We start from the raw sequence: 24234 nt of genomic DNA on the forward strand, positions 1-24234 counted from the left end.
CATATTACTGTGGGGAGGTGGTGGCGTTTTGTCCGACGTGATCGTCGTCGGCGCCGGCGTGGTAGGAGCGGCCTGCGCCTACTACGCCGCACGGGCGGGACTCGACGTGACCGTGATCGACCGCGGGCCCGTGGCGGGCGGCACGACCGGCTCGGGCGAGGGCAACGTCCTGGTGTCCGACAAGGAACCAGGGCCCGAGCTGGAACTGGCCGTCCTGTCCAACCGGCTGTGGCGCTCGCTGGCGCAGCGGTACGGCGGCGACGGCGGGTTCGAGTTCGAGGCCAAGGGCGGGCTCGTCGTCGCCGAGACCCCCGAGGTCCAGGAACGCCTCGCCGGCCTCGCGGCCGAACAGGACGTCGAGCACACCCTGGTGCCGGCCGGATCGTTGCGCGACTACGAGCCGCACCTCGCCGCCCACCTCGCCGGCGGCGTCCACTACCCGCAGGACGCCCAGGTGCAGCCCATGCTGGCCGCCGCCGCCCTGCTCCGGCACGGCGCGCGCAGCTACGGCCAGGGCACGCTGCGCCTGCGGCTCGGCGAAGCGGTCACCGGGATCACCCGCTCGGGCGGCCGGGTGACGGGCGTCCGCACCTCGAAGGGCGACGTCCGCGGCGGGGCGGTGATCAACGCGGCGGGCACCTGGGGCGGCGAGGTGGCCGCGCTGGCGGGCGCCGACCTGCCGATCCTGCCCAGGCGCGGCTTCATTCTCGTCACGGAACCCCTGAGCGAGCCGCTGGTCAGGCACAAGGTCTACACCGCCGCCTACGTCACCAACGTCGCCAGCGACTCGGCCGGGCTGGAGACGTCCGCCGTCGTCGAGGGCACCCCCGCGGGGACCGTGCTCATCGGCGCCAGCAGGGAACGGGTCGGGTTCGACAGGACGACGTCGGTGCCGGTGCTCGCGCGGCTCGCCGAGCAGGCGGTCGCGCTGTTCCCCGCGCTGCGCGACGTGCGGGTCATCAGGTCCTACTGCGGGTTCCGGCCGTACTGCCCCGACCACCTGCCCGTCATCGGGCCCGACCCGCGCGTGCCGGGGCTGTACCACGCGTGCGGGCACGAAGGCGCGGGCATCGGGCTCGCCCCCGCGACCGGGCATCTGCTCGCCCAGCTCCTCGCGGGACACAAGCCCGACCTCGACCTCGGCCCCTTCCGGCCCGGCCGCTTCTCCGAGGAGGACCAGTGACGTTTTCCATCACGGTCGACGGCCGGCCCGTGCCGGTCGTCCCCGGGCAGACGATCGGCGCCGCCCTGCACGCGGCCGGCGTACGGTCCTGGCGAAGCACCCGCTTCGGCGGGCGGCCCAGAGGACTGTTCTGCGGGATCGGCGTCTGCTTCGACTGCCTGGTCTCCGTCAACGGGCGGGTGCCCGAACGGGCCTGCCTCCTGGAGGCCGCGCCAGGGGACGAGGTGACCACGTCATGACGTACGACCTGGTGGTGGTCGGCGGCGGGCCCGCGGGGGTCGCGGGGGCGCTCACGGCGGCGCGGGCGGGACTGCGGGTGGCGCTCGTGGACTCCGGCGCGCGGCTCGGCGGCCAGTACTTCCGCCACTGTGCCGATTCCGGGGCCGATTCCGGGGCCGATTCCGACCCCGGGGCCGATTCCGACCCCGGGGCCGATTCCGACCCCGGGGCCGTCACCGGCCCCGCGCCCGGGCTCGGCCGGTTCCTGCGGCAGGAACGGGCCCTGGGCGAGCGCGCCGACGTGCTGCTGCGGCACCAGGTGTGGAGCGCCGCCCGCGAACCGGACGGAAGCCTGGCCGTGCACGGCGTGACACGCACGCGGGAAGGCGAACGGCCGGTCACCCTCCGGGCGCGGCGGCTGCTGATCGCCACCGGCGCGTACGACCGGCCGCTGCCCTTCCCCGGCTGGGACCTGCCCGGCGTGCTCACCGCCGGCGGCGCCCAGGCCCTGCTCAAGGGCAGCGGCGTCGTGGCGGGCCGGCGGATCGTCGTCTCCGGCACCGGGCCGTTCCTGCTCCCCGTGGCCTGCGGGCTGGCCGGGGCCGGAGCGCGCGTGCTCGGCGTGCACGAGGCGGGCGGCGGGCTCGGACCGGCCAGGCGGCCCCTCCTGGCCCTGGACAAGGCGGGCGAAGCAGTACGGTACGCCGTGGACCTGGCCCGGCACCGGGTGCCGTACCGCATCCGCCAGGCGGTGGTCGCGGCGCACGGGGAGCGCGAGGTGGAGGCCGTCACCGTCGCCCGGCTCGACAAGGGGTGGAACATCATCGCCACCCGCGTCGTCGAGTGCGACACCGTGGCCGCGGGGTACGGCTTCGTGCCGCAGATCGAGCTGGGGACCCAGCTCGGCTGCGGGACCCGGCACGACGTGGATGGCAGCCAGGTGCTCACCGTGGACGCCTCACAGCGCACCACCGTCCCGGGCGTCTGGGCGGCGGGCGAGCCCACCGGGGTCGGCGGGTGGCGGCTGGCCGAACTGGAGGGCCGCATCGCCGGCCTGGCCGTCGTGGCCGACACCCGTGCCCTTCCCGCCGCCCCGCCGCAAGGCCTGCCGGCGGTTCTCGCGCGGCGGCTGGTGCGGTGGAGGAGGTTCGGGGAGGAACTGCAGCGGGCGTACCCGGTCAAACCGGGCTGGCAGGGGTGGTTGCGCGACGACACGCTCGTGTGCCGGTGCGAGGAGGTGCCACTGGCCCGCGTACGCGAGGCTCAGGACCTCGGCGCGACGGACGCGCGCTCCATCAAGCTGCTGGCCAGGCCCGGCATGGGCTGGTGCCAGGGCCGCGTCTGCGGATACGCGCTCTCCTGCCTGGCGGGCGAGGCGCCGCAGCCGCCCCGCCGTCCCATCGCCCAGCCGGTCACCCTCGGCGCGCTCAGCCGGAGCGGCGAGGCGAGCGCCGGAGCCCCCGGCGACGGGATCCGCGCGGACGATCCACCCCCTCACCCGCCGACACCGAGGAGCTCCTGATGGAACACCGCGGCGAACCCCGGCACGACGTCATGGTGGCCACCGCGCCGCCGACGCGCGGCGAGCTCTCCACGGACACGGCCGGCCACCACGGCGGGCGGTGCGGGCCGCTCACGGACGAGCAGGCCGCTATCGTGCGGGCGGCGACCGACAAGGCACTGGCGGAAGGGCTGCGATGAGGACCGAACGCGTTTTCCACGCCGTCGACTCCCACACCGAGGGCATGCCGACGCGCGTGATCACCGGCGGCCTGGGCGTGATCCCCGGCGCGAGCATGGCCGAGCGGCGCGTCCACTTCCGCGACCACCTCGACCACATCCGCACGCTGCTGATGACCGAGCCGCGTGGCCACTCGGCGATGAGCGGCGCCATCCTGCAGCCGCCCACCCGGCCGGACGCCGACTGGGGCGTGCTGTTCATCGAGGTGTCGGGGCTGCTGCCGATGTGCGGGCACGGCACCATCGGCGTGGCGACCGTGCTCGTCGAGACCGGCATGGTGGAGGTCACCGAGCCGGTCACCACCGTACGCCTTGAGGTGCCCGCCGGGCTGGTGGCGGTGGACGTGGCCGTCGAGGACGGCATGGCCATGTCGGTGACGCTGCGCAACGTGCCCTCCTACTGCGACCGGCTGGACGCCGCCGTGACCGTGCCGGGGTTCGGGACGATCCCGTACGACCTGGCCTACGGCGGCAACTTCTACGCGATCGTCGACCTCGGCGACTACGGACTGCCGTTCGACCGCAAGGCCAAGAACGAGATCATCGCGGCCGGCCTGGCCACCATGGAGGCCGTCAACGCCGCCGACGAGCCCGTGCACCGCGAGGACGACCGCATCCGGGGCTGCCACCACGTCTATTTCGCCGCGCCCGGCTCCGACGCCCGGTACTCGCGGCACGCCATGGCCATCCACCCCGGCTGGTTCGACCGCTCGCCGTGTGGCACCGGCACCAGCGCCCGCATGGCGCAACTGCACGCGCGCGGCGAGCTGCCGCTCGGGCGGGACTTCGTGAACGAGTCGTTCATCGGCACCCGGTTCGTCGGCCGGCTGCTGGAGGAGACCACCGTGGGCGGCGGGCCCGCCGTCGTGCCGTCGATCACCGGCCGCGCCTGGATCACTGGTACCGCCCAGTACTTCCTCGACCCCCGCGACCCCTTCCCCGCGGGGTTCGAGCTGTGAGCGGGGAGCCCGCGATCACGACGGTCGACTACCATACGGGCGGCGAGCCGTTCAGGATCGTGACCGGTGGCGTGCCCGAGATCCACGGCTCCGACGTGCTCGACCGCCGCTCGGCGGCCATGAGGGACCTCGACCACGTGCGGCGGCTGCTGTGCCACGAGCCGCGGGGCCACGCCGACATGTACGGATGCTTCCTGGTCCCTCCCGACGACCCGGGCGCGAAATTCGGCGCGCTGTTCTGGCACAAGGACGGCTTCTCCACCGCCTGCGGCCACGGCACGATCGCGCTGGGCGTGCACGCGGTGCACGAGGGCCCCGGTCGCGGCGGGGCCGGCGCCGTACCCGACGGCGAGACGGACGTGGTCATCGACGTGCCGTCGGGCCGCGTCACGGCACGGGTGCGCTGCTCGGAGGGCCGGGTGCGGGCGGTGACCTTCGTCAGCGTGCCGTCGTTCGTGATCGCCCGCCGCGTGCCGGCCGGGGGGACGACGGTGGACGTGTCGTACGGCGGCGCCATCTACGCCTCGGTGCCCGCCGCGGCGGTGGGCCTGGCGGTGGAGCCGCGGCACCTGCCCGCGCTCATCGAGCGCGCCAGGCGCGTCAAGGCGAACCTGGCCGGCCACCCCGCCTCCCGGCATCCCGCCGACGACCGGCTCTCCGGAGTCTACGGCGTGATCTTCTACGACGAGCTGCCCGACGTGGACGGCGTGGCCTGCCAGCGCAACGTCGCGGTGTTCGCCGACGGGGAGGTGGACCGCTCGCCGTGCGGGTCGGGCACCGCCGCCCGCCTGGCGCTGCTGCACGAGGACGGGCTGCGCGGCCCGCTGATCCACACCAGCGTCGTCGGCAGCACCTTCCGCGCCCGGGTGGCCGCCGTCGCCGAGGGCGCGGTCGTACCGGAGATCGAAGGCATGGCGTACCGGACCGGGCGGCACTCCTTCACGCTCGATCCCGACGATCCGATGGGAACGGGGTTCACCCTGCGATGAGCACACTGCCATATCTCGACGCCGCCACGCTGGAGAGGCTGGTGCCGCCCCTGCGGGCCGTGGACGTCCTCGAGGACGCCCTCAGGGCCGGGCTCGACCCGGAGACCACACCGCAACGGTCGGTCGTGGACGTGCCCGCCGGGCAACTGCTGCTGATGCCGGCCGCGGCCGGGCGGTACGCGGGCGTGAAGGCCGCCACCGTCGCGCCGGCCAACCCCGGGCGGGGACTGCCCCGGATCCAGGGGACGTACCTGCTGCTGGACGGCGAGACGCTGACCCCGCTCGCGGCCATGGACGGGATCGCGCTCACCTCGCTGCGCACCCCCGCCGTCTCGGCGCTCGCCGTCCGCCATCTGGCCGGGCCGGGGGCGCGGCGGCTGGTGGTGTACGGCAGCGGCCCGCAGGCGTGGGGGCACGTGACCGCGCTCCGCGAGGTGGCGCCCGTCGCGGAGGTGACGGTCGTCGGGCGCGACCCCGCACGCGCGCGGGCGCTGGCCGGGCACTGCCGCTCGCTCGGGCTGGACGCGCGGGCCCTGACCTCCGCACAGGAGGGCGAGATCCACGGGGCGGTTGCCGGGGCCGACCTCGTGGCGTGCTGCACCACCGCCAGGCGACCCCTGTTCCCCGGTAAGCTCGCCCGCGACGGCGCCACCGTGGTCGCCGTGGGCTCGCACGAGCCCGGCGCACGCGAGCTCGACGGTGATCTGGTCGCGCGTGCCACCGTGGTCGTCGAGGCCAGGGCGGCCGCCATGGAGGAAGCGGGTGACCTGATCGTCCCGATCCGCCAAGGTACGATCACCACCGGTCATCTCGCCGGCAACCTCGCCGACCTGATCGCCGGACGAGTGCTCACAGGGCCGGGACCGCGTGTGTTCAAGGGCACGGGCATGGCGTGGGAGGACCTCGTGGTCGCGGCTGCCGCTTACGAGGCGTGGACGTAGGAGGGGGTGGCGGGATGGTCGCCGGGGATCGGCTCGACCTGCCGATGGTGGGGGAGCGGCAGAGCCTGCGCGAGCAGGTCGCCCATGCGTTGCGCGCGGCGCTGGTCACCGGCGAGATGCGGCCGGGAGTGGTCTACTCCGCGCCGGTGCTGGCCGCCCAGTTCGGCGTGTCGGCCACGCCCGTCCGCGAGGCCATGCTCGACCTGGCCAAGGAGGGCCTGGTCGAGGCGGTGCGCAACAAGGGCTTCCGGGTGACCGAGCTGTCCGACCGCGATCTCGACGAGCTGACCGAGATCCGCCAGCTCATCGAGGTGCCCACGGTGGCCAGGCTGGCCGACAGCGCGCGGGCCGAGGAGTTCGAGCGGCTGCGGCCCGTCGCTGAGGAGATCGTCTCGGCCAGCGAGCGGGGCGACCTGCTGGCGTACATAGACGCGGACCTGCGCTTCCACGTCGAGCTGCTGGCCCTGTGCGGCAACGCGCACCTGGTCTCCGTGGTGCGCGACCTGCGTACCAGGGCCAGGCTCTACGGGTTGTCCCAGCTCTCCGAGCGCGGCGCGCTGGCCGACTCGGCCAGGGAGCACCTGGCGCTGCTCGACGCGCTCAAGAGCGGCGACGCCGCCGCCGTGCGCCAGATCATGGAGGAGCACATCGGCCACGTACGCGGGATCTGGGCCGAACACTGACTGGTCCGAAGCGGGTCGGTTCGCGATCCGAGCGGTAAGTTCCGATATTTAGGGATCGCGGGCTCTTCGATCGAGGTACCCTCGATGCGGGCCGGCTGAGCGGCGCCTCGCGCGGGCGCCCGGCTGCCCCGTCGTTCCGGTCCATCGGACCACCGGACCACGCCACCCCCGCTGCCAGGCGGTGGCGTCAGCCTGGTCAAGCGGACTCCCGCACTCCGCTGACCTTCACCGGGCTCGGCACACCCCGCCCACCGAGGCCGAGCCCCCCGCCGCGCGCCCGAGACCCCATCCCACGGGCGCGCGGCGGCCCGTCCTTACAGGCCCGTCCTGTCCTTACAGGCCCGGCGTAACAGGCCCGGCGTAGCCCGGCGCCGGCCTCATCCGCCGCGCTTGTTCCCGCGGCCGGCCATCCGCGTCGAGCCGAGGCTCGCGGTCACGATGCACAGGATCGCCGCCCACTGCTGCACGTGCAGGAACTCGCTGAGCAGCAGCACGCCGACCAGCGCCGCCGCGGCCGGCTCCATGCTCATGAGGATGCCGAACACCCGCTTGGGCATGCGCCGCAGCGCCTGCAGCTCCAGCGAATAGGGGATCACCGACGACAGCAGCCCCACGCCCAGCCCGATCAGCAGCAGCTCCGGCTGGAGAAGGTCCGCCCCGCCGGTCGTGACCCCGACGGGCGCGATCAGCACCACCGACACGATCATCGCGAACGACAACCCGCTCGTGCCCGGGAACCGTTGCCCGGCCGCGGCCGACAGCAGGATGTATCCGGCCCAGCACGCTCCCGCCAGCATCGCGAAGGCGATTCCCGCCCAGCTCACCGACGCCGACTGCCCCCACGGCGCGAGCAGCACGACGCCCGCGCCGGCCAGGCTCACCCACAGCAGGTCGAGCCTGCGCCGGGAGGCCGCCACCGCCACGCCCAGGGGCCCGAGGAACTCGACGGCCACGGCGATGCCCATCGGCAGCCGCGACAGGGCCTCGTAGAAGCTCAGGTTCATCAGCGCGAGCGTCGCGCCGAAGCCGGCGCCCACCGCCCAGTCGGCCCGTGTCAGCCCCTTGAGCCGCGGCCTGACGAACAGGCCCATGATGAGCGCCCCCGCCGCGATGCGCAGGAACACCACCGCGCTCGGCGGCAGCGCCGCGAACAGTTCCTTGGCGAATCCGGCGCCGAGCTGCACGGAGAAGATCCCCAGCAGGACGAGGCTCGACGGCGGGATCGAGTCGGCGGCCGCGCGCAGCACGCCGCCCGGCCCGGCCAGGCCGGGGCGGCGGTCGAACGGGTCGTCGAGGGCGAAGGACACGAGACTCCTCGGCTGTGAGCAGGGCAACCCTGAGAGTACAGGTGATCGAATCCGGAGCTGGACGCCACCCTGGGGCCGGGCTGACCTGCCAGGTTCGGGTGGATTCTCCAGTCGATATCCGGCTCACATGGTAGCCATCGCCCAGGTGTCCATGACGCGGACCGCCGCAGCCGTCGAGCCGAGCGCGGGCGGCGGGGAGGTCGTCGCTAGCGTCGTTCCCGGCCGGAGCCCGAGTGCGAGGGCCGCGGTTCGCGGGGGCCCGGCCCGTACGGCTGCCCGTACGGCTGCCCGTACCCCGCCTGCGCGGGCGCCTCGTGCGCCACCCCGTACGCCTCTGTGCCGGGTGGTGGGTCCGCGGCGCCGGAACGGCGGCGAAGCAGCGGGACCACGAGGGCCGCCGCCACCCCCGCCGCGCCGACGACGGCCGCGGCCACCAGCGCGGTCAGCAGGTCCGCGCGCAGGGAGCCGCCGAACGCGCCGTAGACCGCCGCCGCCAGTGCGCCGGTCGCCTCGTCGGCCGCGAGCGCGCCGGTGCCGAGCAGCCGATCCCTGCCGATGCCCAGCGCGACCATCGCGCCGCCCATGCCGAGGGCGACCGCGAAGCCGGCCGACGCCAGCGTCGCGAACCGCCGCCGTGCGACCAGGACGGCGAGCGCCAGCGCGCCGAGCGCGGCCAGCGGCAGGACGACGGCCAGCGTGTGCAGCAGCCGGACGGACTCCCTGACCTGAGCGATCTGGGGTGAGTCGGCCAGCGTGAGTTCGGTGTCGGCCTGGCTCGGCGTCCGTGGCAGGGCGACGCCGAGGGCCTTGAGCCGCTCGCGTACGTAGCCGATCAGGTCGCCGGTGTCGACCACGATCGTGCTGCCGGTGCCGTCCACGACGAGATCGCGCGCCGCGAGGTTCGCGTCCAGCCACAGCTGCCGCGCCTGCGGTGTGGCGAGGATGGTGGCCATCTCGGTGTGGACACGGTCCTTCCACCGGCGCGGAACCGCGTAGCCCTTCGCGCCGGCCGCGTCGAAGGCGGTGTTGGCCAGCAGGCGTTGCAGCTCCTGGTCCTGCAGGAGCGGAGCCACCGTGGTCGCGTACGCGTCCGTCTGCAACTGGCCGTCGGCCCACCGCACGGGTACGGCGGCGACCGCCGCCAGGCAACCGACCACGACTGACAGGACCGCGACAAATCCCCTGACAAACCGCATCAGGACACCGTGCCAGTTCTCTGCAGTAGTTGTCCAACTACGCTGGGCGGCTCGCCGCCGGGTGGAAGGGCCTCGGGGCGGCCGCGCGGACCCTCCCGACATGCCCCATTTAGAGTGATACTCGATCTTTTAGTTAGGCAAACGAACCTTGGACCAATGAAAGCCCCTGACCTCACCGTGAGCACCGAGCGGCCGCCGCCCGCCTTGTCCGTGTCGTCGTTCGTCAGCAGCTTCGACCGCTTCGCCGTCACCCCCATGCTCGTGGTGATCGCCGCCGACCTCGGGGTGTCCCTGTCGGCGTCCGTCACCGCCGCCAGCGGCTACTACCTGGCCTACGGGCTGTCCCAGCCGCTGTGGGGGCTGCTGTCGGACCGGTTCGGCCGGGTGCGGGTGATGCGCGCGGCGCTGCTCGGCGCGGCGCTGGCGGGCCTGGTCTCCGCCCTCATGCCCGTGCTCGGGGCGCTGGTGGCGGCGAGGATCGTCGCCGGCGCCTGCTTCGGCGCGGTCATCCCCACCGGCCTGACGTACGTGGGCGACACGGTCAGGGCGTCGGTGCGGCAGCGCGCGCTCACGGACCTGATGGCCGCCGCCTCGCTCGGCACCGCCCTGGCCACCGGCGTCGGCGGCGTGATCGCCGGTCTCCTGCACTGGAGGGTGGCGTTCCTGGTGCCCGCCGCGTGCGCGCTGGCCTGCGCGGTCGCGCTGCGCTCGCTGCCCGAGCCGCCCCGTGCCGCCGGCGCGCGCGGCATGGGCCGCTACCTGGGGGCGGTGCTCGGGCACGGATGGGCGCTGCTGGTGTTCGGGCTGGCGTTCGTCGAGGGCGCAATCCTGCTCGGCGTCATGCCCTTCCTGGCCACCGCGCTGGAGCACGCCGGGTTCGCCGCGGCCGTGGCGGGGCTCGCCATCACCGCGTACGGCCTGGGCCTGTGGGCGCTGTCCAAGGTCGTCAAGCGGCTGGTGGGCCGCTGGTCCCCGCCCGTGCTGATGACGGTGGGCGGCGCGCAGTTGTGCGCCGGCTTCGCGATCGTGACCGTGCACGTGAGCCTGCCGACCGTGGCCGTGACGGCGCTGCTGCTCGGCGGCGGCTGGTCGTTCCTGCACTCGTCGTTGCAGACGTGGGCCACCTCGGTGGTGCCGCAGGCCAGGGGGACGACGATCGCGTTCTTCGCCTCGGCGCTGTTCGTGGGCAGCGCGGTGGCGTCCTGGGCGGGCGGGCCGCTGGCCGACCACGGGAGGTACGGGCTGCTGTTCGGCCTGGCGGCGGGCGCGGCCGTGCCGCTGACCGTGGTGGCCGCCCTCGCGCGGCGCCGCTACGGAGCCCTCAGCGCCGCAGCGCCCCAGCCGCAACCCGAATGAACCCCGGCAGGCCGGTTCGTGCCCAGGCCTGCCGTCACCCCTCCGGGGCCTCGGGCTCACTCCCAGCGGAAGGTGCGTGAGACCAGCCCCAGCGACAGCACCGCCCAGGCCGCCAGCACGGCCAGCGGGACGAGCGGCAGCGCCGCGCCCTGGGCCAGCACCGAGCGCAGCCCGCCGGTCAGCGCCGAGATCGGCAGGATCTCCAGCACCGGCCGGATGCCCTCGGGGAACTTCGACAGCGGGAAGATCACCCCGCCGGCGCCCAGCAGCACCAGGTAGACGAGGTTGGCGGCGGCCAGCGTCGCCTCGGCGCGCAGTGTGCCCGCCATGAGCAGCCCCAGGCCGCTGAAGGCGGCCGTGCCGGCGACGATGAGCAGCGCCGCGCTCAGGAACGAACCCTGCGGCCGCCACCCCAGCGCCAGCCCCACGGTCACGATCACGACGGCCTGGACGACCTCCACGGCCACGACGGCCGCCGTCTTGGCGAGCATGAGACCGGCTCTGGACAGCGGCGTCGCGCCCAGCCGCTTCAGCACGCCGTAGCGGCGTTCGAACCCCGTCGCGATGGCCTGGCCGGTGAACGCCGTGGACATGACGGCCAGCGCCAGCACGCCGGGCGTCAGGAAGTCGACCCGGCTGCCGCCCACGTCGATCAGCGGCATCATCGAGAACCCCACCAGCAGCAGCACGGGGAGCACCAGGGTGAGCGCCAGCTGCTCGCCGTTGCGGAGGGTCGCGCGGACCTCGGCGCACGCCTGCGCGAACACCATGCGCGGGAACGGCGCCGCACCGGGCGCGGGGGTGAGGTCGAGCGTGGTCATCGCGCCTCCAGCGGGTGACGGCACAGCGGTCATCGCAGCTCCCTGCCGGTCAGCTCAAGGAACACGTCTTCGAGGGTGCGGCGCTCGATGCGCAGGTCGTCGGCGGTGACGCCCTCGGAGGCGCACCAGGCCGTCACCGTGCCCAGCAGCTCGGGCCCGACCAGGCCCTCGATGATGTAGTGGCCGGCGGGCGACTCCTTGGCCGCGCTGCCCGCGGGCAGCGCGTTGAGCAGCTCTTCCAGCGCCAGCCCCGGCCGCGCCCTGAAGCGCAGCTGGCGTTCGGCGCCGGTGAGCGAGGCGGGACTGCCCTCGGCCACCACCCGCCCCCTGTCGATGATCGCCACGTGGTCGGCCAGCCGCTCGGCCTCGTCCATGTGGTGGGTGGTCAGCACGACGGACACGCCCGCGCCGCGCAGCTCGCCGACCAGCTCCCAGCAGGCGTGCCTGGCCTGCGGGTCGAGCCCGGCCGTCGGCTCGTCGAGGAAGACCAGCTCCGGCCGCCCGACGACGGCCGCGGCCAGCGACAGGCGCTGCTGCTGCCCGCCCGACAACCGCCGGTAGGGCGTGCGTACGTGCTCCGTCAGCCCCAGCCGGGCGAGCAGCGCGCCGGCGTCGAGCGGGCGGGCGTAGAAGCGCGAGACGAGACGCAGCCACTCGGCGCAGCGCATCGCCGGCGGCACGCCGCCCGCCTGCAGCATGACCCCCACCCGCGGGCGCAGCTCGGGCCGCGCGGGCGCCAGGCCGAGCACCCTGACCGTGCCCGCGTCGGCCTCGCGGAACCCCTCGCAGATCTCCACCGTGGACGTCTTGCCCGCGCCGTTGGGGCCGAGGACCGCGGTGACCGCCCCGCGTTCGGCGCGGAGCGTGAGGCCGTCGACGGCGGTGGTGCCGCCGTAACGTTTGACCAGGTCGATGATCTCGACGGCTGGGGAGTCCATGCCACGAGTTTAGGGACTGCGGTAGGCGGTCCCCGCCGCAGGTGAGTACGGCCCGATCGGTGTTCCTTGTCCGGGTCATGGGATTGTCAAGAAATATCTGATAACCGGGAATTCGGAGGAGCGGATCCTGGTTGGATGCTTCGGCCTCGTGGGGCCATCGGTCTGCGAGGGAAAGGGGCGCACATGTCCGTGGCAGAAGCCACGTCCGCCGTCGTCGTTCATGAGCGGAAGAGCCGCCGCGGCCTGCTGCTGGTGATCCTCGGGGCGCTGTCGGCGATCGGGCCGCTGTCCATCGACATGTACCTGCCCGCGCTGCCCGCCATCACCTCCGAGATGCTCAGCGTCCCCGCGCAGGTGCAGCTCACCCTCACCGCCTGCCTCATCGGCGTGTCCGTCGGCCAGGTGATCGCCGGGCCGGTCAGCGACGTACGCGGCAGGAGGGTGCCGCTGGTGGTGGGCGTGACCGGGTTCATGCTGGCCTCGCTGCTGTGCGCGTTCGCGCCGTCGGTGCCCATGCTGATCGCGTTCCGGCTGCTGCAGGGCATCCTGGGCGGCGCGGCGCTGGTCATCGTGCGCGCGGTCGTGCGCGACCTGTACGACGGCGCCGCCATCGCCCGCATCTTCGCCACCCTCATGCTGGTCAGCGGCCTGGCTCCCATTTTGGCGCCGATCGCGGGCGCCCAGCTACTGGCGTTCACCTCGTGGCGGGGCGTGTTCGTGGTGCTCAGCCTCATCGGCGCGGTGCTGCTGGTGGCCGTGCTGGCGGGCGTGCGCGAGACGCTGCCCGCGTCCGAGCGGGAGGGCGGCGGGCTCAGGCACACCGTGCGCACGTTCTGGCGGCTGCTGCGCGACCGCCCGTTCATGGGCTCCGCCCTGACGGCCGGGCTGGCGTTCGGGGCGATGTTCAGCTACATCTCCGGCTCGCCGTTCGTCCTCCAGGAGGTGTACGGCGCCACGCCACAGCAGTACTCCCTCATCTTCGGGCTCAACGCGATCGCGCTCACCGTCACGGCCCAGCTGGGCGGCCGGCTGGCGGGACGGGTGCTCCCGGCGCGGCTGGTGCTCATCGGCCTGGCCATCGGACTGACGGGGGCCGCGCTGCTGCTGGCGGCCGCGCTCGCCGGGTTCGGTCTGTGGTACATCGTCGCCGGGTTGTTCGTCATCATGCTCGGCCAGGGCCTGGTGCTGCCGGGCACCGGCGCGCTGGCGCTGGCCTCGCAACCCTCGCAGGTGGCGGGCAGCGCGTCGGCGCTGCTCGGCGTGCTGCAGTTCGCGCTTGGCGCGGTCGCGGCCCCGCTGGTCGGCCTGGTGGGATCCGGCAGTGCCGTGCCCATGGCCTGTGTCATGCTGGGGCTCATCTCCGGCTCGGCCGTGATCTTCGCCGCCCTGGGCCGCCCGCAAGTTAGGTAAGCCTACCCTGCGTGAGTAATTGCATTCCACCCGGTTCCGGGATCCGTTTGTGCAGCGGGAAGGAATTACGGCACACTGATGTTGTGAAAAACATGCACCTGAGTGAGCCCGGCAGCGAGCGCGGCACGCGCGCCCGTGTCGCCAGGCTGATTCTGGAGCGTGGTCCCGTCACGGCCGGGGCGCTCGGCGAGCGGCTCGGGCTCACACCCGCCGCCGTCCGCCGCCACCTCGACGTGCTGCTGGCCGACGGGATGATCGAGCCTCGCATGGCGCGCCCGCGCGGACAGCGCGGTCGCGGGCGGCCGGCCAAGCTGTTCGCCATCACCGACGCGGGGCGCAGTGCTTTCGAGCACGCCTATGACGACCTGGCCGGGAGCGCGCTGCGTTTCCTGGCCGAGCGCATGGGCGACGAAGCTGTGGCCGACTTCGCCCGCTCGCAGGTCTCGAGCCTGCTGAAGCGGCTGGAGCCGGTCATGCGGACGGTGCCGGCGGACCAGCGCGTGCAGGTGCTGGCGCAGGCGCTGTCGGCGGAGGGGTACGCCGCCTCGGCCAGCAAGGCCAAGTCCGGCGGCGACCAGCTCTGTCAGCATCACTGCCCGGTGGCACACGCGGCGGCGGAGTTCCCGCAGCTGTGTGAGGCCGAGACGGAGGCGTTCGCGCAGCTGCTCGGCGTCCCGGTGCAGCGCCTGGCCACGATCGCCCACGGCGACGGGGTCTGCACGACACATGTGAGCCCGCAGACGCTGGGCGATTCCGCACATAGAGACAAGAGCAAGGAGACCGGAAGGTGACTGTCACCGACCGCCCGGAGCTGGAAGGCCTCGGGAATTACAAGTTCGGCTGGTCCGACTCGGATGCCGCCGGTTCGACGGCCAGGCGTGGCCTGTCCGAGGAGGTCGTCCGCAACATCTCCGCGCTCAAGAGCGAGCCGGAGTGGATGCTCGACCTTCGCCTGAAGGGCCTCCGCCTGTTCGACAAGAAGCCGCTGCCGACCTGGGGCTCCGACCTCACGGACATCGACTTCGACAACATCAAATACTTCGTGCGCTCGACCGAGAAGCAGGCCACGTCCTGGGACGAGCTCCCCACCGACATCAAGAACACCTACGACAAGCTCGGCATCCCCGAGGCGGAGAAGCAGCGCCTCATCGCCGGTGTCGCCGCCCAGTACGAATCCGAGGTCGTCTATCACAAGATCCGTGAGGACCTCGAGGAGAAGGGCGTCATCTTCGTCGACACCGACACGGGCCTGAAGGAGCACGAGGAGCTCTTCAAGGAGTACTTCGGCTCGGTCATCCCGGTGGGCGACAACAAGTTCGCCGCACTCAACACCGCCGTGTGGTCCGGTGGCTCGTTCATCTACGTGCCGCCGAACGTCGAGGTCGAGATCCCGCTGCAGGCCTACTTCCGGATCAACACCGAGAACATGGGCCAGTTCGAGCGCACGCTGATCATCGTCGACGAGAACAGCTACGTGCACTACGTCGAGGGCTGCACCGCGCCGATCTACTCCTCCGACTCGCTGCACAGCGCGGTCGTCGAGATCATCGTGAAGAAGAACGCGCGCTGCCGCTACACGACCATCCAGAACTGGTCCAACAACGTCTACAACCTGGTAACCAAGCGCGCCGTGGCCTACGAGGGCGCGACCATGGAGTGGGTCGACGGCAACATCGGCTCCAAGGTGACGATGAAATACCCGGCCGTCTACCTCATGGGCGAGCACGCCAAGGGCGAGACGCTGAGCGTCGCGTTCGCCGGCGAGGGCCAGCACCAGGACGCCGGCTCCAAGATGGTGCACCTGGCGCCCCACACCAGTTCCAGCGTCATCTCCAAGTCGGTGGCGCGCGGCGGCGGCCGCACCTCCTACCGCGGTCTCGTGCAGATCGAGGAGGGCGCCCACGGCAGCGCCAGCACCGTCAAGTGCGACGCGCTGCTCGTCGACCAGATCAGCCGCTCCGACACCTACCCCTACGTCGACGTCCGCGAGGACGACGTCTCGATGGGGCACGAGGCCACGGTCTCCAAGGTGAGCGAGGACCAGCTCTTCTACCTCATGAGCCGCGGGCTCGACGAGGACGAGGCGATGGCCATGATCGTGCGCGGCTTCGTCGAGCCGATCGCGCGCGAGCTGCCCATGGAATACGCCCTCGAGCTCAACCGGCTGATCGAGCTGCAGATGGAAGGAGCCGTCGGCTGATGGGCCTGAACGAGAAGCCCCTGTCGACCCTGCATGAGAAGGCGTCCTTCGACCTGGCCGACTTCGCCGTCCCGACGGGGCGCGAGGAGGCGTGGCGGTTCACGCCGCTCTCGCGCCTGAAGGGGCTGCACAACGGCAAGGCCGAGGTCACCGGCCAGACGCTCACCCAGGTCACCACACCGGCCGGGGTCACCGCCGAGTGGGTGGGGCGCGGCGACCCCCGCATCGGTCAGGCCTACGTGCCGGCCGACCGGGTCAGCGCGCAGGCCTACACGGCCTTCGAGAAGGCGCTGGTCGTGACCGTGCCCAAGGAGGCCACGCCGGAGGAGCCGATCCGCGTCGAAGTGCGCGGCGGCGGCCTCGACGGCGCCACCTACGGCCACGTCGTGGTCAAGGTCGAGCCGCTCGCCGAGGCCGTGGTGATCATCGAGCACCACGGGAGCGCGGTCTACGCCGACAACGTCGAGTTCGTCGTCGGCGACGGCGCCACGCTCAAGGTCGTCAGCCTGCAGGACTGGGACGACGACGCGGTCCACGTCTCGCACCACCACGCCCAGCTGGCCAAGGACTCCACCTTCCGCAGCTTCGTGGCGACGCTCGGCGGCGACCTCGTACGCCTGTCGCCCAGCGTGTCCTACACCGCTCCCGGCGGCGACGCCGACCTGTCGGGCGTCTACTTCGTCGACGCCGGCCAGCACCTGGAGCACCGCCTGCTCGTCGACCACTCGCAGCCCAACTGCAAGAGCAACGTCGACTACCGCGGCGCGCTGCAGGGCGAGGAGGCGCACGCCGTCTGGATCGGCGACGTGATCATCAGGGTCGAGGCCGAGGGCACCGACACCTACGAGCTCAACCGCAACCTCATCCTCACCGACGGCGCGCGCGCCGACTCGGTGCCCAACCTGGAGATCCTCACCGGCGAGGTCGCGGGAGCGGGGCACGCCTCCGCCTCCGGCCGCCTCGACGACGAGCACATCTTCTACCTCCAGGCCCGCGGCATCCCCTACGACGAGGCCCGCCGCCTGGTCATCAGGGGCTTCCTCGGCCAGCTCATCGAGAGGATCGAGGTCGAGGAGATCCGCGAGCGTGTGCTCAACGCGGTGGAGGCGGAGCTGGCCCGATGACCGCATTCGAGAAGGTGTGCGCGCTCGACGACATCCCCGACGGCGGGGTGCTCGGCGTCGAGGTGGGGGAGACGCCGGTCGCGCTCGTACGCAAGGGCGGGGAGGTCTTCGCCCTGCACGACGTCTGCTCCCACGCCGAGGTCAAGCTCAGCGAGGGCGAGGTCTACGACGGCACGCTGGAGTGCTGGCTGCACGGCTCGTGCTTCGACGTCCGTACGGGCAAGCCCACGGGGCCGCCCGCGACCCGGCCCGTGAACGTATACACAGTCAAGATCGACGGCGATGACGTCCTCGTCTCGCTCTCGAAGGAGTCATAAAGACATGTCCACCCTAGAGATCCGTGACCTCAAGGTCGCCGTCGAGGACAAGGAAATCCTGCGCGGCGTCAACCTGACCGTGAAGTCCGGCGAGACCCACGCCATCATGGGCCCCAACGGCTCGGGCAAGTCGACCCTCGCCTACGCGGTCGCCGGCCACCCGAAATACACCATCACCGGCGGTGAGGTGCTGCTCGACGGCGTCGACCTGCTGGAGCTGTCGGTCGACGAGCGAGCCCGCGCGGGCCTGTTCCTGGCCATGCAGTACCCCGTCGAGGTCCCGGGCGTGTCGGTCTCCAACTTCCTGCGCTCGGCGGTCACCGCCATCCAGGGCGAGGCGCCCAAGCTGCGCCAGTTCGCCAAGGACCTGAAGAGCGGCATGGACGGGCTGGCCATCGACGCGGCCTTCGCCCAGCGCAACCTCAACGAGGGGTTCTCCGGCGGCGAGAAGAAGCGCCACGAGATCCTCCAGCTCGAGCTGCTCAAGCCGAAGATCGCGGTGCTCGACGAGACCGACTCCGGCCTCGACGTCGACGCGCTGCGCGTGGTCTCGGAGGGCATCAACCGCTTCCGCGCCACCGGCGAGACCGGCGTGCTGCTGATCACCCACTACACGCGCATCCTGCGGTACGTGAAGCCCGACTTCGTGCACGTCTTCGCGGGCGGCAGGATCGTCGAGGAGGGCGGCCCCGAACTGGCCGACAAGCTCGAGTCGGAGGGCTACGAGCAGTACACGAAGGCGTCTGCATGACCTACGACGGCTTGGACGTGGAGAAGATCAGGAAGGACTTCCCGGTCTTCTCCCGCGAGCTGCCCGACGGGCGATCGCTCGTCTACCTCGACTCGGGCAACTCCTCGCAGAAGCCCAACCAGGTCATCGACACCATGCGCGAGCACCTGGCGATCCACTACAGCAACGTCGGCCGGGCCATGCACCTGCTGGGTGCCGAGTCCACCGACGCCTACGAAAGCGCGCGTGACAAGGTCGCGGGCTTCATCGGGGCGCCCTCGCGCGACGAGGTGGTCTTCACCAAGAACGCCTCCGAGGCGCTCAACCTGGTCGCCTACTCCTTCGGCAACCCGGCCGTCACCGATCCCCGCTTCACGCTCGGCCCCGGCGACGAGATCGTCATCTCCGAGATGGAACACCACTCCAACATCGTCCCGTGGCAGCTGCTCGTGCAGCGTACGGGCGCGACGCTGAAGTGGTTCGGGGTCACCGACGACGGGCGGCTCGACTACGACCCGGGCGTCATCACCGAGCGGACGAAGATCGTCTCGATCGCCCACCAGTCCAACGTGCTCGGCACCGTCAACCCGGTCGCCGAGGTGGCCGCGCGGGCCCACGAGATGGGCGCGCTCGTCCTGCTCGACGCCTCCCAGTCCGTGCCGCACCACCCGGTGGACGTGTCCCGGCTCGGCGCCGACCTCGTGGCCTTCACCGGCCACAAGATGGTCGGCCCCTCGGGCATCGGCGTGTTGTGGGGCAGGGCCGAGGTGCTCGACGCGATGCCCCCGTTCCTGGGCGGCGGCGAGATGATCGAGGCGGTCTGGATGGACCGCTCGACGTACGCGCCCGTGCCGCACAAGTTCGAGGCGGGCACGCCGCCGATCGTCGAGGCCATCGGGCTCGGCGCGGCCGTCGACTACCTCACCGGCGTCGGCATGGAGGCCATCGAGGCCCACGAGCGCACGCTGACGGCCTACGCGCTCGACGCCCTGCGCGAGCTGCCCGGTCTTCGTCTCATCGGCCCTGACACGACCGAGGGGCGCGGCGGCACACTGTCGTTCACGCTCGAGGGTATCCACCCGCACGACGTGGGGCAGATCCTCGACGACCACTTCGGCGTCGCCGTACGCGTGGGGCACCACTGCGCGCGCCCCCTGCATCTGCGCTTCGGAATACCGGCGACCACGCGAGCGTCTTTCTACCTGTACAACACCACGGGCGAGATCGACGCCCTGGTGCGCGGCCTCCATCACGTTCAGAAGGTGTTCGCATAGCCATGATCGGCGAGTCGATGTACCAGGAGCTGATCCTGGAGCACTACAAGCACCCGCAGGGGCGGGGACTGCGCGAGCCGTACGACGCCGAGGTTCACCACGTGAACCCGACCTGCGGCGACGAGATCACGCTCAGGGTCAAGGTGGGCGACGCCGGCACGATCCTGGACGTCTCCTACGACGGGCAGGGCTGTTCCATCAGCCAGGCGGCCGCGTCGGTGCTGCACGAGCTGACCACCGGCTCGACGGTCGAGGAGACCCTCTCCGTGGTCGACGAGTTCACCCGGCTCATGCAGGGCAGGGGTCAGGTGGAGGCCGACGAGGAGGTGCTCGGCGACGCGGTCGCGTTCGCGGGCGTCGCCAAGTTCCCGGCGCGTGTCAAGTGTGCGTTGCTTTCCTGGATGGCTTACAAGGACGCTGTAGTGAGGAGCGCTGCCACGTGAGTGAGCGGAACGAAGGCACGATGCGACCCGGTGGTTCACTCACGACGGCGAAGGAGGTGTCATGAGCAAGCCAGTGGAGACCCCGACCGGCTTCCAGGGTGACACGAACGTTGACGAGGTCATGGAGGCGCTCAAGGACGTCGTCGACCCCGAGCTCGGCATCAACGTGGTCGATCTGGGCCTGGTCTACGGGCTCAATCTCGACCCGTCGGACGACGGGCAGGTGGTGGCGACCATCGACATGACGCTGACCAGCGCGGCCTGTCCTCTGACCGACGTCATCGAGGACCAGGCCCACTCCGCGCTGGAGGGCATGGTCTCCGATGTCAAGATCAACTGGGTCTGGCTGCCGCCATGGGGGCCCGACAAGATCACCGACGAGGGCCGTGAGCAACTGCGTATGCTAGGCTTTAACGTCTGATCTTTTCTGCTGTTGCGGCTGGCGTAAAGCGTCGGCCGTTTCAGTGTGTGTGCCAGGGCGGGTTCTGGAAGGTCCGGACCCATCCGGGGAATATCCGATAACATCCCGGTGTTGGCACCAAACGCACCTGACGTCTCATTGCGCGTCTAGCGCCGCTGCGGCCGGTGCCCCGGTGTGTCCCCCTCATTCTCGACCCGCTCCGACGGCGGGTGCCCTTGAACGTGTACGGCCAGCGCCGTACGTCCCGGCTCGTCCTTTCGCAGAAGTGACGCGCCACTTCGACGGAAAGGCACGACTTTCGTGACCATGCTTGACGCTGTCATGCCCGAGCTCGGCGAGACCACTCCCGAGCCTGGCCCCTCCGAGTTCGAGCTGCTCGGCCTGCCGAAGCCGCTCGTCAACGGGCTGGCCAAGCTGGGCTTCGACAGCCCCTTCCCCATCCAGAGCGCGACGATCCCCGACGTGCTCACCGGCCATGACGTGCTCGGCCGCGGCCAGACCGGCTCCGGCAAGACGCTCGCCTTCGGTCTTCCCACCATGGCCCGCATCGCGGGCGTGCGGCCCGCCCCCGGCAGGCCCAAGGCCATGATCCTCGTGCCGACCCGCGAGCTGGCCCTCCAGGTGCACGACGCCCTCGAACCTCTCGGCCGCGGCCTCGGGCTGCGCATGAAGGTCGTCGTCGGTGGCATGTCCATGGGCAAGCAGATCGAGGCGCTGCGGCGCGGCGTCGACGTGGTCATCGCCACCCCCGGCCGCCTGGGCGACCTGATCAGGCAGGGCGAGTGCTCCCTGTCGGAGGTCGAGGTCAGCGTTCTCGACGAGGCCGACCACATGTGCGACCTCGGCTTCTTCCCCGTCGTCACCGAGCTGCTCGCGCAGACGCCGGCCGACGGGCAGCGGCTGCTGTTCTCGGCCACGCTCGACGGCGACGTCGACAAGCTGGTGCGGCGTTTCCTGAAGGACCCGATCACCCACTCCGTGGCCCCCGCGACCTCCCCGGTCGACACCATGGAGCACCACGTGATGCAGGTCACGCGCGACGACAAGTTCGACGTCACGGCCGCCATCGCCAACCGCGAGGGCCGTACGATCATCTTCGTCCGCACCCAGCACGGCGTCGACCGGTTGTGCAAGCAGCTGGCCAGGGTCGGCGTCAAGGCGGGCGGCCTGCACGGCGGCAAGCGCCAGAACCAGCGCACCCGCATCCTCGCCGAGTTCCGCGAGGGCTCGATCGGCGTGCTCGTCTGCACCGACGTCGCGGCGCGGGGCATCCACGTCGACAACATCAGCCTGGTGCTGCACGTCGACCCGCCGCAGGACCACAAGAGCTACCTGCACAGGGGCGGCCGTACGGCCCGCGCCGGCGAGAAGGGCACCGTGGTGACGCTGGTGCTGCCCAACGAGCGGCGCTCGACCGACGCGCTCACCCGGCGCGCCGGCATCCACCCGTTCCGCCTGAAGGTCACTCCGGGCCACCCCAGGCTCGCCGAGGTGACCGGGGCCCGCACGCCGAGCGGCGAGCCCGTTCCCGTCTGGGAGCCCGACGTGCGCAAGCCGCTGCGGCCCCGCCGTGACGGCGGCCACAACGGTTCCGAGCGCCGTGGCCGCCGCCCGCGCCGCGACTTCGACGGCGACCGGCGTCCGCGCCGCCACGACAGCCGCCGCGACCAGGGCGGCGAGCGGCCGTTCGCGTCGGGTGACGACCGCGGCCCGCGCAGGGAGTTCGACGGCGACCGGCGTCCGCGCCGGCACGCCGAGGGCGAGCGGCCCTTCAGCCGCGGCCAGGACTCCCGTGACGGCAGGCCGCGCGGCGGCTACCGCTCCGACGACCGTCCCGCCGCCCGCCAGGACGACCGCGGCCAGCGGGGCGGGTTCCGCTCCGACGACCGCGCCGGCACGGGGCCCCGCTACGCCCCCGACCGCGGCCGCCCGTTCTCGGCCGACCGCGAGCGCGGCTACCGCTCCGACGACCGCGCCGCCACGGGCTCGCGCGACGGCTACCGCTCCGGCGGCGGCCGCTCCGACGAGCGTGGGCCGCGTGACGGCTTCCGCTCGGGGGAGCGCGGCAAGGGCGGCTACCGCCGCTACGAGCGCTGACGCCCGTTCGCCATCACCGCTGCCCGCCGCACCTGCCCAGGTGCGGCGGGCAGCGCCGTTCTCCGAGCGGGCAAGCGTCCCGCGTGGCGGACACCGGGCAGCGCCAGTGCCTGACGCAGACTAGGCTTGACAGGCACGTCAGCCTATCGACGAGAGAGACCATGAAGACCTTCGAAGAGCTGTTCGCCGAGCTGTCAGAGAAAGCCATGACCCGGCCCGCGGGCTCGGGCACCGTGGCCGCGCTCGACGCCGGCGTCCATGCCATCGGCAAGAAGGTCGTCGAGGAGGCCGCCGAGAGCTGGATGGCCGCCGAGCACGAGTCGGACGACAGAGCCGCCGAGGAGATCTCACAACTGCTCTACCACGTGCAGGTGCTCATGATCGCCAAGGGCATCGGGCTCGACCAGGTCTACAAGCATCTCTAGGGCGCGACGCGCCCGTCACCGGCAAGCCCTGGAGAAGCGACAGAGACGACAAGGACCTGACATGCTGCGTCTGGCAGTACCGAACAAAGGCGCCCTCAGCGAGGCCGCCCAGAGCATGCTCAAAGAGGCCGGCTACCGGTCGCGCAGGGACAGCAAAGAGCTCGTGGTGGTCGACGAGGCCAGCGGCTGCGAGCTGTTCTTCCTGCGCCCCCGCGACATCGCCGTCTACGTCGGCGAGGGCACTCTCGACGCCGGCATCACCGGCCGCGACATGCTGATCGACTCGGGCGCCCCGGCCGAGGAGATCATGCCGCTCGGTTTCGGCGGCTCCACCTTCCGGCTGGCCGCCATGGCGGGCACGATGTCGTCGGTCAAAGACCTCGACGGCCGGCGCATCGCCACCTCCTACACGGGGCTGCTGGACAAATACCTCTCCGACCAGGGCGTGGACGCCCGCGTGATCAAACTCGACGGCGCCGTCGAGACCGCGATCCGCCTGGGCGTGGCCGACGCCGTCGCCGACGTCGTGGAAACCGGCACCACCCTGCGCAACGTCGGCCTCGAGGTGTTCGGCGAGCCGATCATGCGCTCGGAGGCCGTGCTGATCAAACCGCAGAGCGCGCCGCAGACACAGGGCCGCGACCAGCTCGTACGCCGCCTCCAGGGCGTCGTGCACGCCCGCGACTTCGTCATGATGGACTACGACATCCGCGCCGAGCGCATAGAGGAGGCCATCGCCCTCACGCCCGGCATGGAGGGACCGACGGTCTCCCCGCTGCACCGCGAAGGGTGGGTGGCCGTGCGGGCGATGGTCCGGCGCCAAGGCCACCAGCAGGTGATGGACGAGCTCTGGGACATCGGCGCCCGGGCCATCCTGGTCACCGACATCTACGCCTGCCGCCTCTGACACCTTCCGCGACCGGGCCCCGGGCACGACGCTGCCCGGGGCCCGGTCGCTGAGGGAAGGCCGGTCGTGCACCCGGAAGGCCGTCGCAGGCGCGTCCTTCCCGGCCGGTCGCGCGGGAGGGCGTCAGCCGTGGGCCGTGCTGACCTGCCTGATCAGGTCGGAGATGCGTAGGCTGCCCAGGCAGCGGTCGAGCCCGTCGGTCACCACCAGGTCGTCGTGGACGCGGGCCGCGTCCCTGCCCGCCCTTTGCATGGCCGCGACGGCAGGGGTCGTCCGCGGGACCGTGCGCGGCGGCCCGGCCAGCCGCCGTGCCGCCTTCGCGCCGTGCAGCGCGTGCCTGTGACGGGCGGCGAACGACAGCAGGAGGCTGCGGTCCTGGCTGCCCTTCGCCCGCTGGAACTCGTCCACCAGGAGCACACTGGTGATCGTCAGCTCGTCCCCGAACGCCGCCACCGCCTCCTCCGCCCGCGCCTGCTTCGCCTGCGTTGCCTCCGACAGCCAGCGCGCAGGCGCCCGACAGGACCAGCCGGACGGGAAGTTCGAGCACCATGGGC

Annotated in this window: 26 protein-coding genes; 21 read left to right on the plus strand and 5 right to left on the minus strand. The window is 72.0% G+C overall.

All coding sequences use genetic code 11. From position 1 onward, the window contains the following. Nucleotides 1-37 precede the first annotated feature (37 nt). The 8 genes from E1295_RS23270 to E1295_RS23305 are packed head-to-tail and all read left to right on the plus strand — an operon-like array spanning nt 38 to nt 6714. Entirely contained in the window at nt 38-1183 is a 1146-nt protein-coding gene (locus tag E1295_RS23270) for an NAD(P)/FAD-dependent oxidoreductase (protein ID WP_246080263.1), read from the plus strand. Then, the gene (locus tag E1295_RS23275; RefSeq protein ID WP_132632586.1) at nt 1180-1422 is read left to right on the plus strand and encodes a (2Fe-2S)-binding protein; all 243 of its coding nucleotides are present in this window, start codon (nt 1180-1182) and stop codon (nt 1420-1422) included. The genes E1295_RS23270 and E1295_RS23275 overlap by 4 nt, the downstream gene beginning before the upstream one ends. Further along, nucleotides 1419-2924 (plus strand): NAD(P)/FAD-dependent oxidoreductase, encoded by a 1506-nt coding sequence (locus tag E1295_RS23280; RefSeq protein WP_132632588.1) that lies wholly within the window; start codon nt 1419-1421, stop codon nt 2922-2924. The genes E1295_RS23275 and E1295_RS23280 overlap by 4 nt, the downstream gene beginning before the upstream one ends. Continuing rightward, nucleotides 2924-3103: a hypothetical protein gene (locus E1295_RS23285; protein WP_132632590.1), complete on the plus strand. Its 180-nt coding sequence runs from the start codon at nt 2924-2926 to the stop codon at nt 3101-3103. The genes E1295_RS23280 and E1295_RS23285 overlap by 1 nt, the downstream gene beginning before the upstream one ends. Beyond that, nucleotides 3100-4101, plus strand: coding sequence for a proline racemase family protein (locus tag E1295_RS23290; RefSeq protein WP_132632592.1), 1002 nt, complete (start codon nt 3100-3102; stop codon nt 4099-4101). Before E1295_RS23285 ends, E1295_RS23290 begins: the two co-directional genes overlap by 4 nt. Beyond that, entirely contained in the window at nt 4098-5090 is a 993-nt protein-coding gene (locus E1295_RS23295; RefSeq protein ID WP_132632594.1) for a proline racemase family protein, read from the plus strand. Before E1295_RS23290 ends, E1295_RS23295 begins: the two co-directional genes overlap by 4 nt. Continuing rightward, nucleotides 5087-6031 carry an ornithine cyclodeaminase family protein gene (locus tag E1295_RS23300; RefSeq protein ID WP_132632596.1) on the plus strand — a complete coding sequence of 315 codons (945 nt, stop codon included), beginning with the start codon at nt 5087-5089 and terminating at the stop codon, nt 6029-6031. The genes E1295_RS23295 and E1295_RS23300 overlap by 4 nt, the downstream gene beginning before the upstream one ends. A 14-nt stretch (nt 6032-6045) precedes the next feature. Then, nucleotides 6046-6714: a GntR family transcriptional regulator gene (locus tag E1295_RS23305; RefSeq protein ID WP_132632598.1), complete on the plus strand. Its 669-nt coding sequence runs from the start codon at nt 6046-6048 to the stop codon at nt 6712-6714. Between the two features lie 377 nt (nt 6715-7091). Here the strand turns inward: E1295_RS23305 and E1295_RS23310 are convergent, their stop codons facing one another. Together E1295_RS23310 and E1295_RS23315 are read right to left on the minus strand one after the other, a co-directional pair. Next, the gene (locus E1295_RS23310) at nt 7092-8021 is read right to left on the minus strand and encodes an EamA family transporter (RefSeq protein ID WP_181958032.1); all 930 of its coding nucleotides are present in this window, start codon (nt 8019-8021) and stop codon (nt 7092-7094) included. Between the two features lie 206 nt (nt 8022-8227). Further along, entirely contained in the window at nt 8228-9217 is a 990-nt protein-coding gene (locus E1295_RS23315) for a hypothetical protein (protein WP_132632600.1), read from the minus strand. Between the two features lie 156 nt (nt 9218-9373). Between E1295_RS23315 and E1295_RS23320 the strand changes: the two genes are divergently transcribed. Then, nucleotides 9374-10573, plus strand: a complete 1200-nt coding sequence (locus E1295_RS23320) for an MFS transporter (RefSeq protein WP_132632602.1) — start codon at nt 9374-9376, stop codon at nt 10571-10573. A 56-nt stretch (nt 10574-10629) separates the two neighbouring features. Here the strand turns inward: E1295_RS23320 and E1295_RS23325 are convergent, their stop codons facing one another. Both E1295_RS23325 and E1295_RS23330 read right to left on the minus strand, forming a co-directional pair. Beyond that, complete coding sequence (locus E1295_RS23325; RefSeq protein ID WP_246080260.1) at nt 10630-11427, minus strand: ABC transporter permease; 798 nt, start codon at nt 11425-11427, stop codon at nt 10630-10632. Beyond that, nucleotides 11424-12332 (minus strand): ABC transporter ATP-binding protein, encoded by a 909-nt coding sequence (locus E1295_RS23330; RefSeq protein ID WP_132632604.1) that lies wholly within the window; start codon nt 12330-12332, stop codon nt 11424-11426. The genes E1295_RS23325 and E1295_RS23330 overlap by 4 nt, the downstream gene beginning before the upstream one ends. Before the next feature lie 183 nt (nt 12333-12515). Here E1295_RS23330 and E1295_RS23335 point away from each other — a divergent pair, with 183 nt between their 5' ends. The 12 genes from E1295_RS23335 (at nt 12516) to hisG (ending at nt 23680) form a co-directional block, all read left to right on the plus strand. Beyond that, nucleotides 12516-13742 (plus strand): multidrug effflux MFS transporter, encoded by a 1227-nt coding sequence (locus E1295_RS23335; protein ID WP_132632606.1) that lies wholly within the window; start codon nt 12516-12518, stop codon nt 13740-13742. A gap of 92 nt (nt 13743-13834) precedes the next feature. Beyond that, on the plus strand, nt 13835-14533 hold the full coding sequence (locus E1295_RS23340) for a helix-turn-helix transcriptional regulator (RefSeq protein WP_132632608.1): 699 nt from the start codon (nt 13835-13837) through the stop codon (nt 14531-14533). Continuing rightward, the gene (sufB, locus tag E1295_RS23345; RefSeq protein WP_132632610.1) at nt 14530-15942 is read left to right on the plus strand and encodes a Fe-S cluster assembly protein SufB; all 1413 of its coding nucleotides are present in this window, start codon (nt 14530-14532) and stop codon (nt 15940-15942) included. The genes E1295_RS23340 and sufB overlap by 4 nt, the downstream gene beginning before the upstream one ends. Beyond that, nucleotides 15942-17066, plus strand: coding sequence for a Fe-S cluster assembly protein SufD (gene sufD / locus E1295_RS23350; protein ID WP_132632612.1), 1125 nt, complete (start codon nt 15942-15944; stop codon nt 17064-17066). The genes sufB and sufD overlap by 1 nt, the downstream gene beginning before the upstream one ends. Further along, the gene (locus E1295_RS23355) at nt 17063-17383 is read left to right on the plus strand and encodes a non-heme iron oxygenase ferredoxin subunit (RefSeq protein ID WP_132333236.1); all 321 of its coding nucleotides are present in this window, start codon (nt 17063-17065) and stop codon (nt 17381-17383) included. The genes sufD and E1295_RS23355 overlap by 4 nt, the downstream gene beginning before the upstream one ends. Before the next feature lie 4 nt (nt 17384-17387). Further along, nucleotides 17388-18134 (plus strand): Fe-S cluster assembly ATPase SufC, encoded by a 747-nt coding sequence (gene sufC / locus E1295_RS23360; RefSeq protein WP_132632614.1) that lies wholly within the window; start codon nt 17388-17390, stop codon nt 18132-18134. Beyond that, complete coding sequence (locus E1295_RS23365; protein ID WP_132632616.1) at nt 18131-19387, plus strand: cysteine desulfurase; 1257 nt, start codon at nt 18131-18133, stop codon at nt 19385-19387. The genes sufC and E1295_RS23365 overlap by 4 nt, the downstream gene beginning before the upstream one ends. A 2-nt stretch (nt 19388-19389) precedes the next feature. After that, nucleotides 19390-19830, plus strand: a complete 441-nt coding sequence (gene sufU, locus E1295_RS23370) for a Fe-S cluster assembly sulfur transfer protein SufU (RefSeq protein ID WP_132632618.1) — start codon at nt 19390-19392, stop codon at nt 19828-19830. Between the two features lie 61 nt (nt 19831-19891). Next, the gene (locus E1295_RS23375) at nt 19892-20251 is read left to right on the plus strand and encodes a metal-sulfur cluster assembly factor (RefSeq protein WP_132632620.1); all 360 of its coding nucleotides are present in this window, start codon (nt 19892-19894) and stop codon (nt 20249-20251) included. A 306-nt stretch (nt 20252-20557) separates the two neighbouring features. Then, a complete protein-coding gene (locus E1295_RS23380; protein WP_132632622.1) occupies nt 20558-22348 on the plus strand; it encodes a DEAD/DEAH box helicase in 1791 nt (596 codons plus the stop codon). Between the two features lie 161 nt (nt 22349-22509). Further along, complete coding sequence (locus E1295_RS23385) at nt 22510-22773, plus strand: phosphoribosyl-ATP diphosphatase (RefSeq protein WP_132333230.1); 264 nt, start codon at nt 22510-22512, stop codon at nt 22771-22773. A 61-nt stretch (nt 22774-22834) separates the two neighbouring features. Next, nucleotides 22835-23680 carry an ATP phosphoribosyltransferase gene (hisG, locus tag E1295_RS23390; RefSeq protein WP_132632624.1) on the plus strand — a complete coding sequence of 282 codons (846 nt, stop codon included), beginning with the start codon at nt 22835-22837 and terminating at the stop codon, nt 23678-23680. Nucleotides 23681-23803: 123 nt separating this feature from the next. On the opposite strand, the gene E1295_RS23395 is transcribed toward hisG, so the two are convergent. Then, the coding region (locus E1295_RS23395) for a CBS domain-containing protein (protein ID WP_484214001.1) at nt 23804-24234 on the minus strand (431 nt) is incomplete at its 5' end.

It is taken from the genome of Nonomuraea mesophila (assembly GCF_004352805.1).
Classification (GTDB): domain Bacteria; phylum Actinomycetota; class Actinomycetes; order Streptosporangiales; family Streptosporangiaceae; genus Nonomuraea; species Nonomuraea longispora.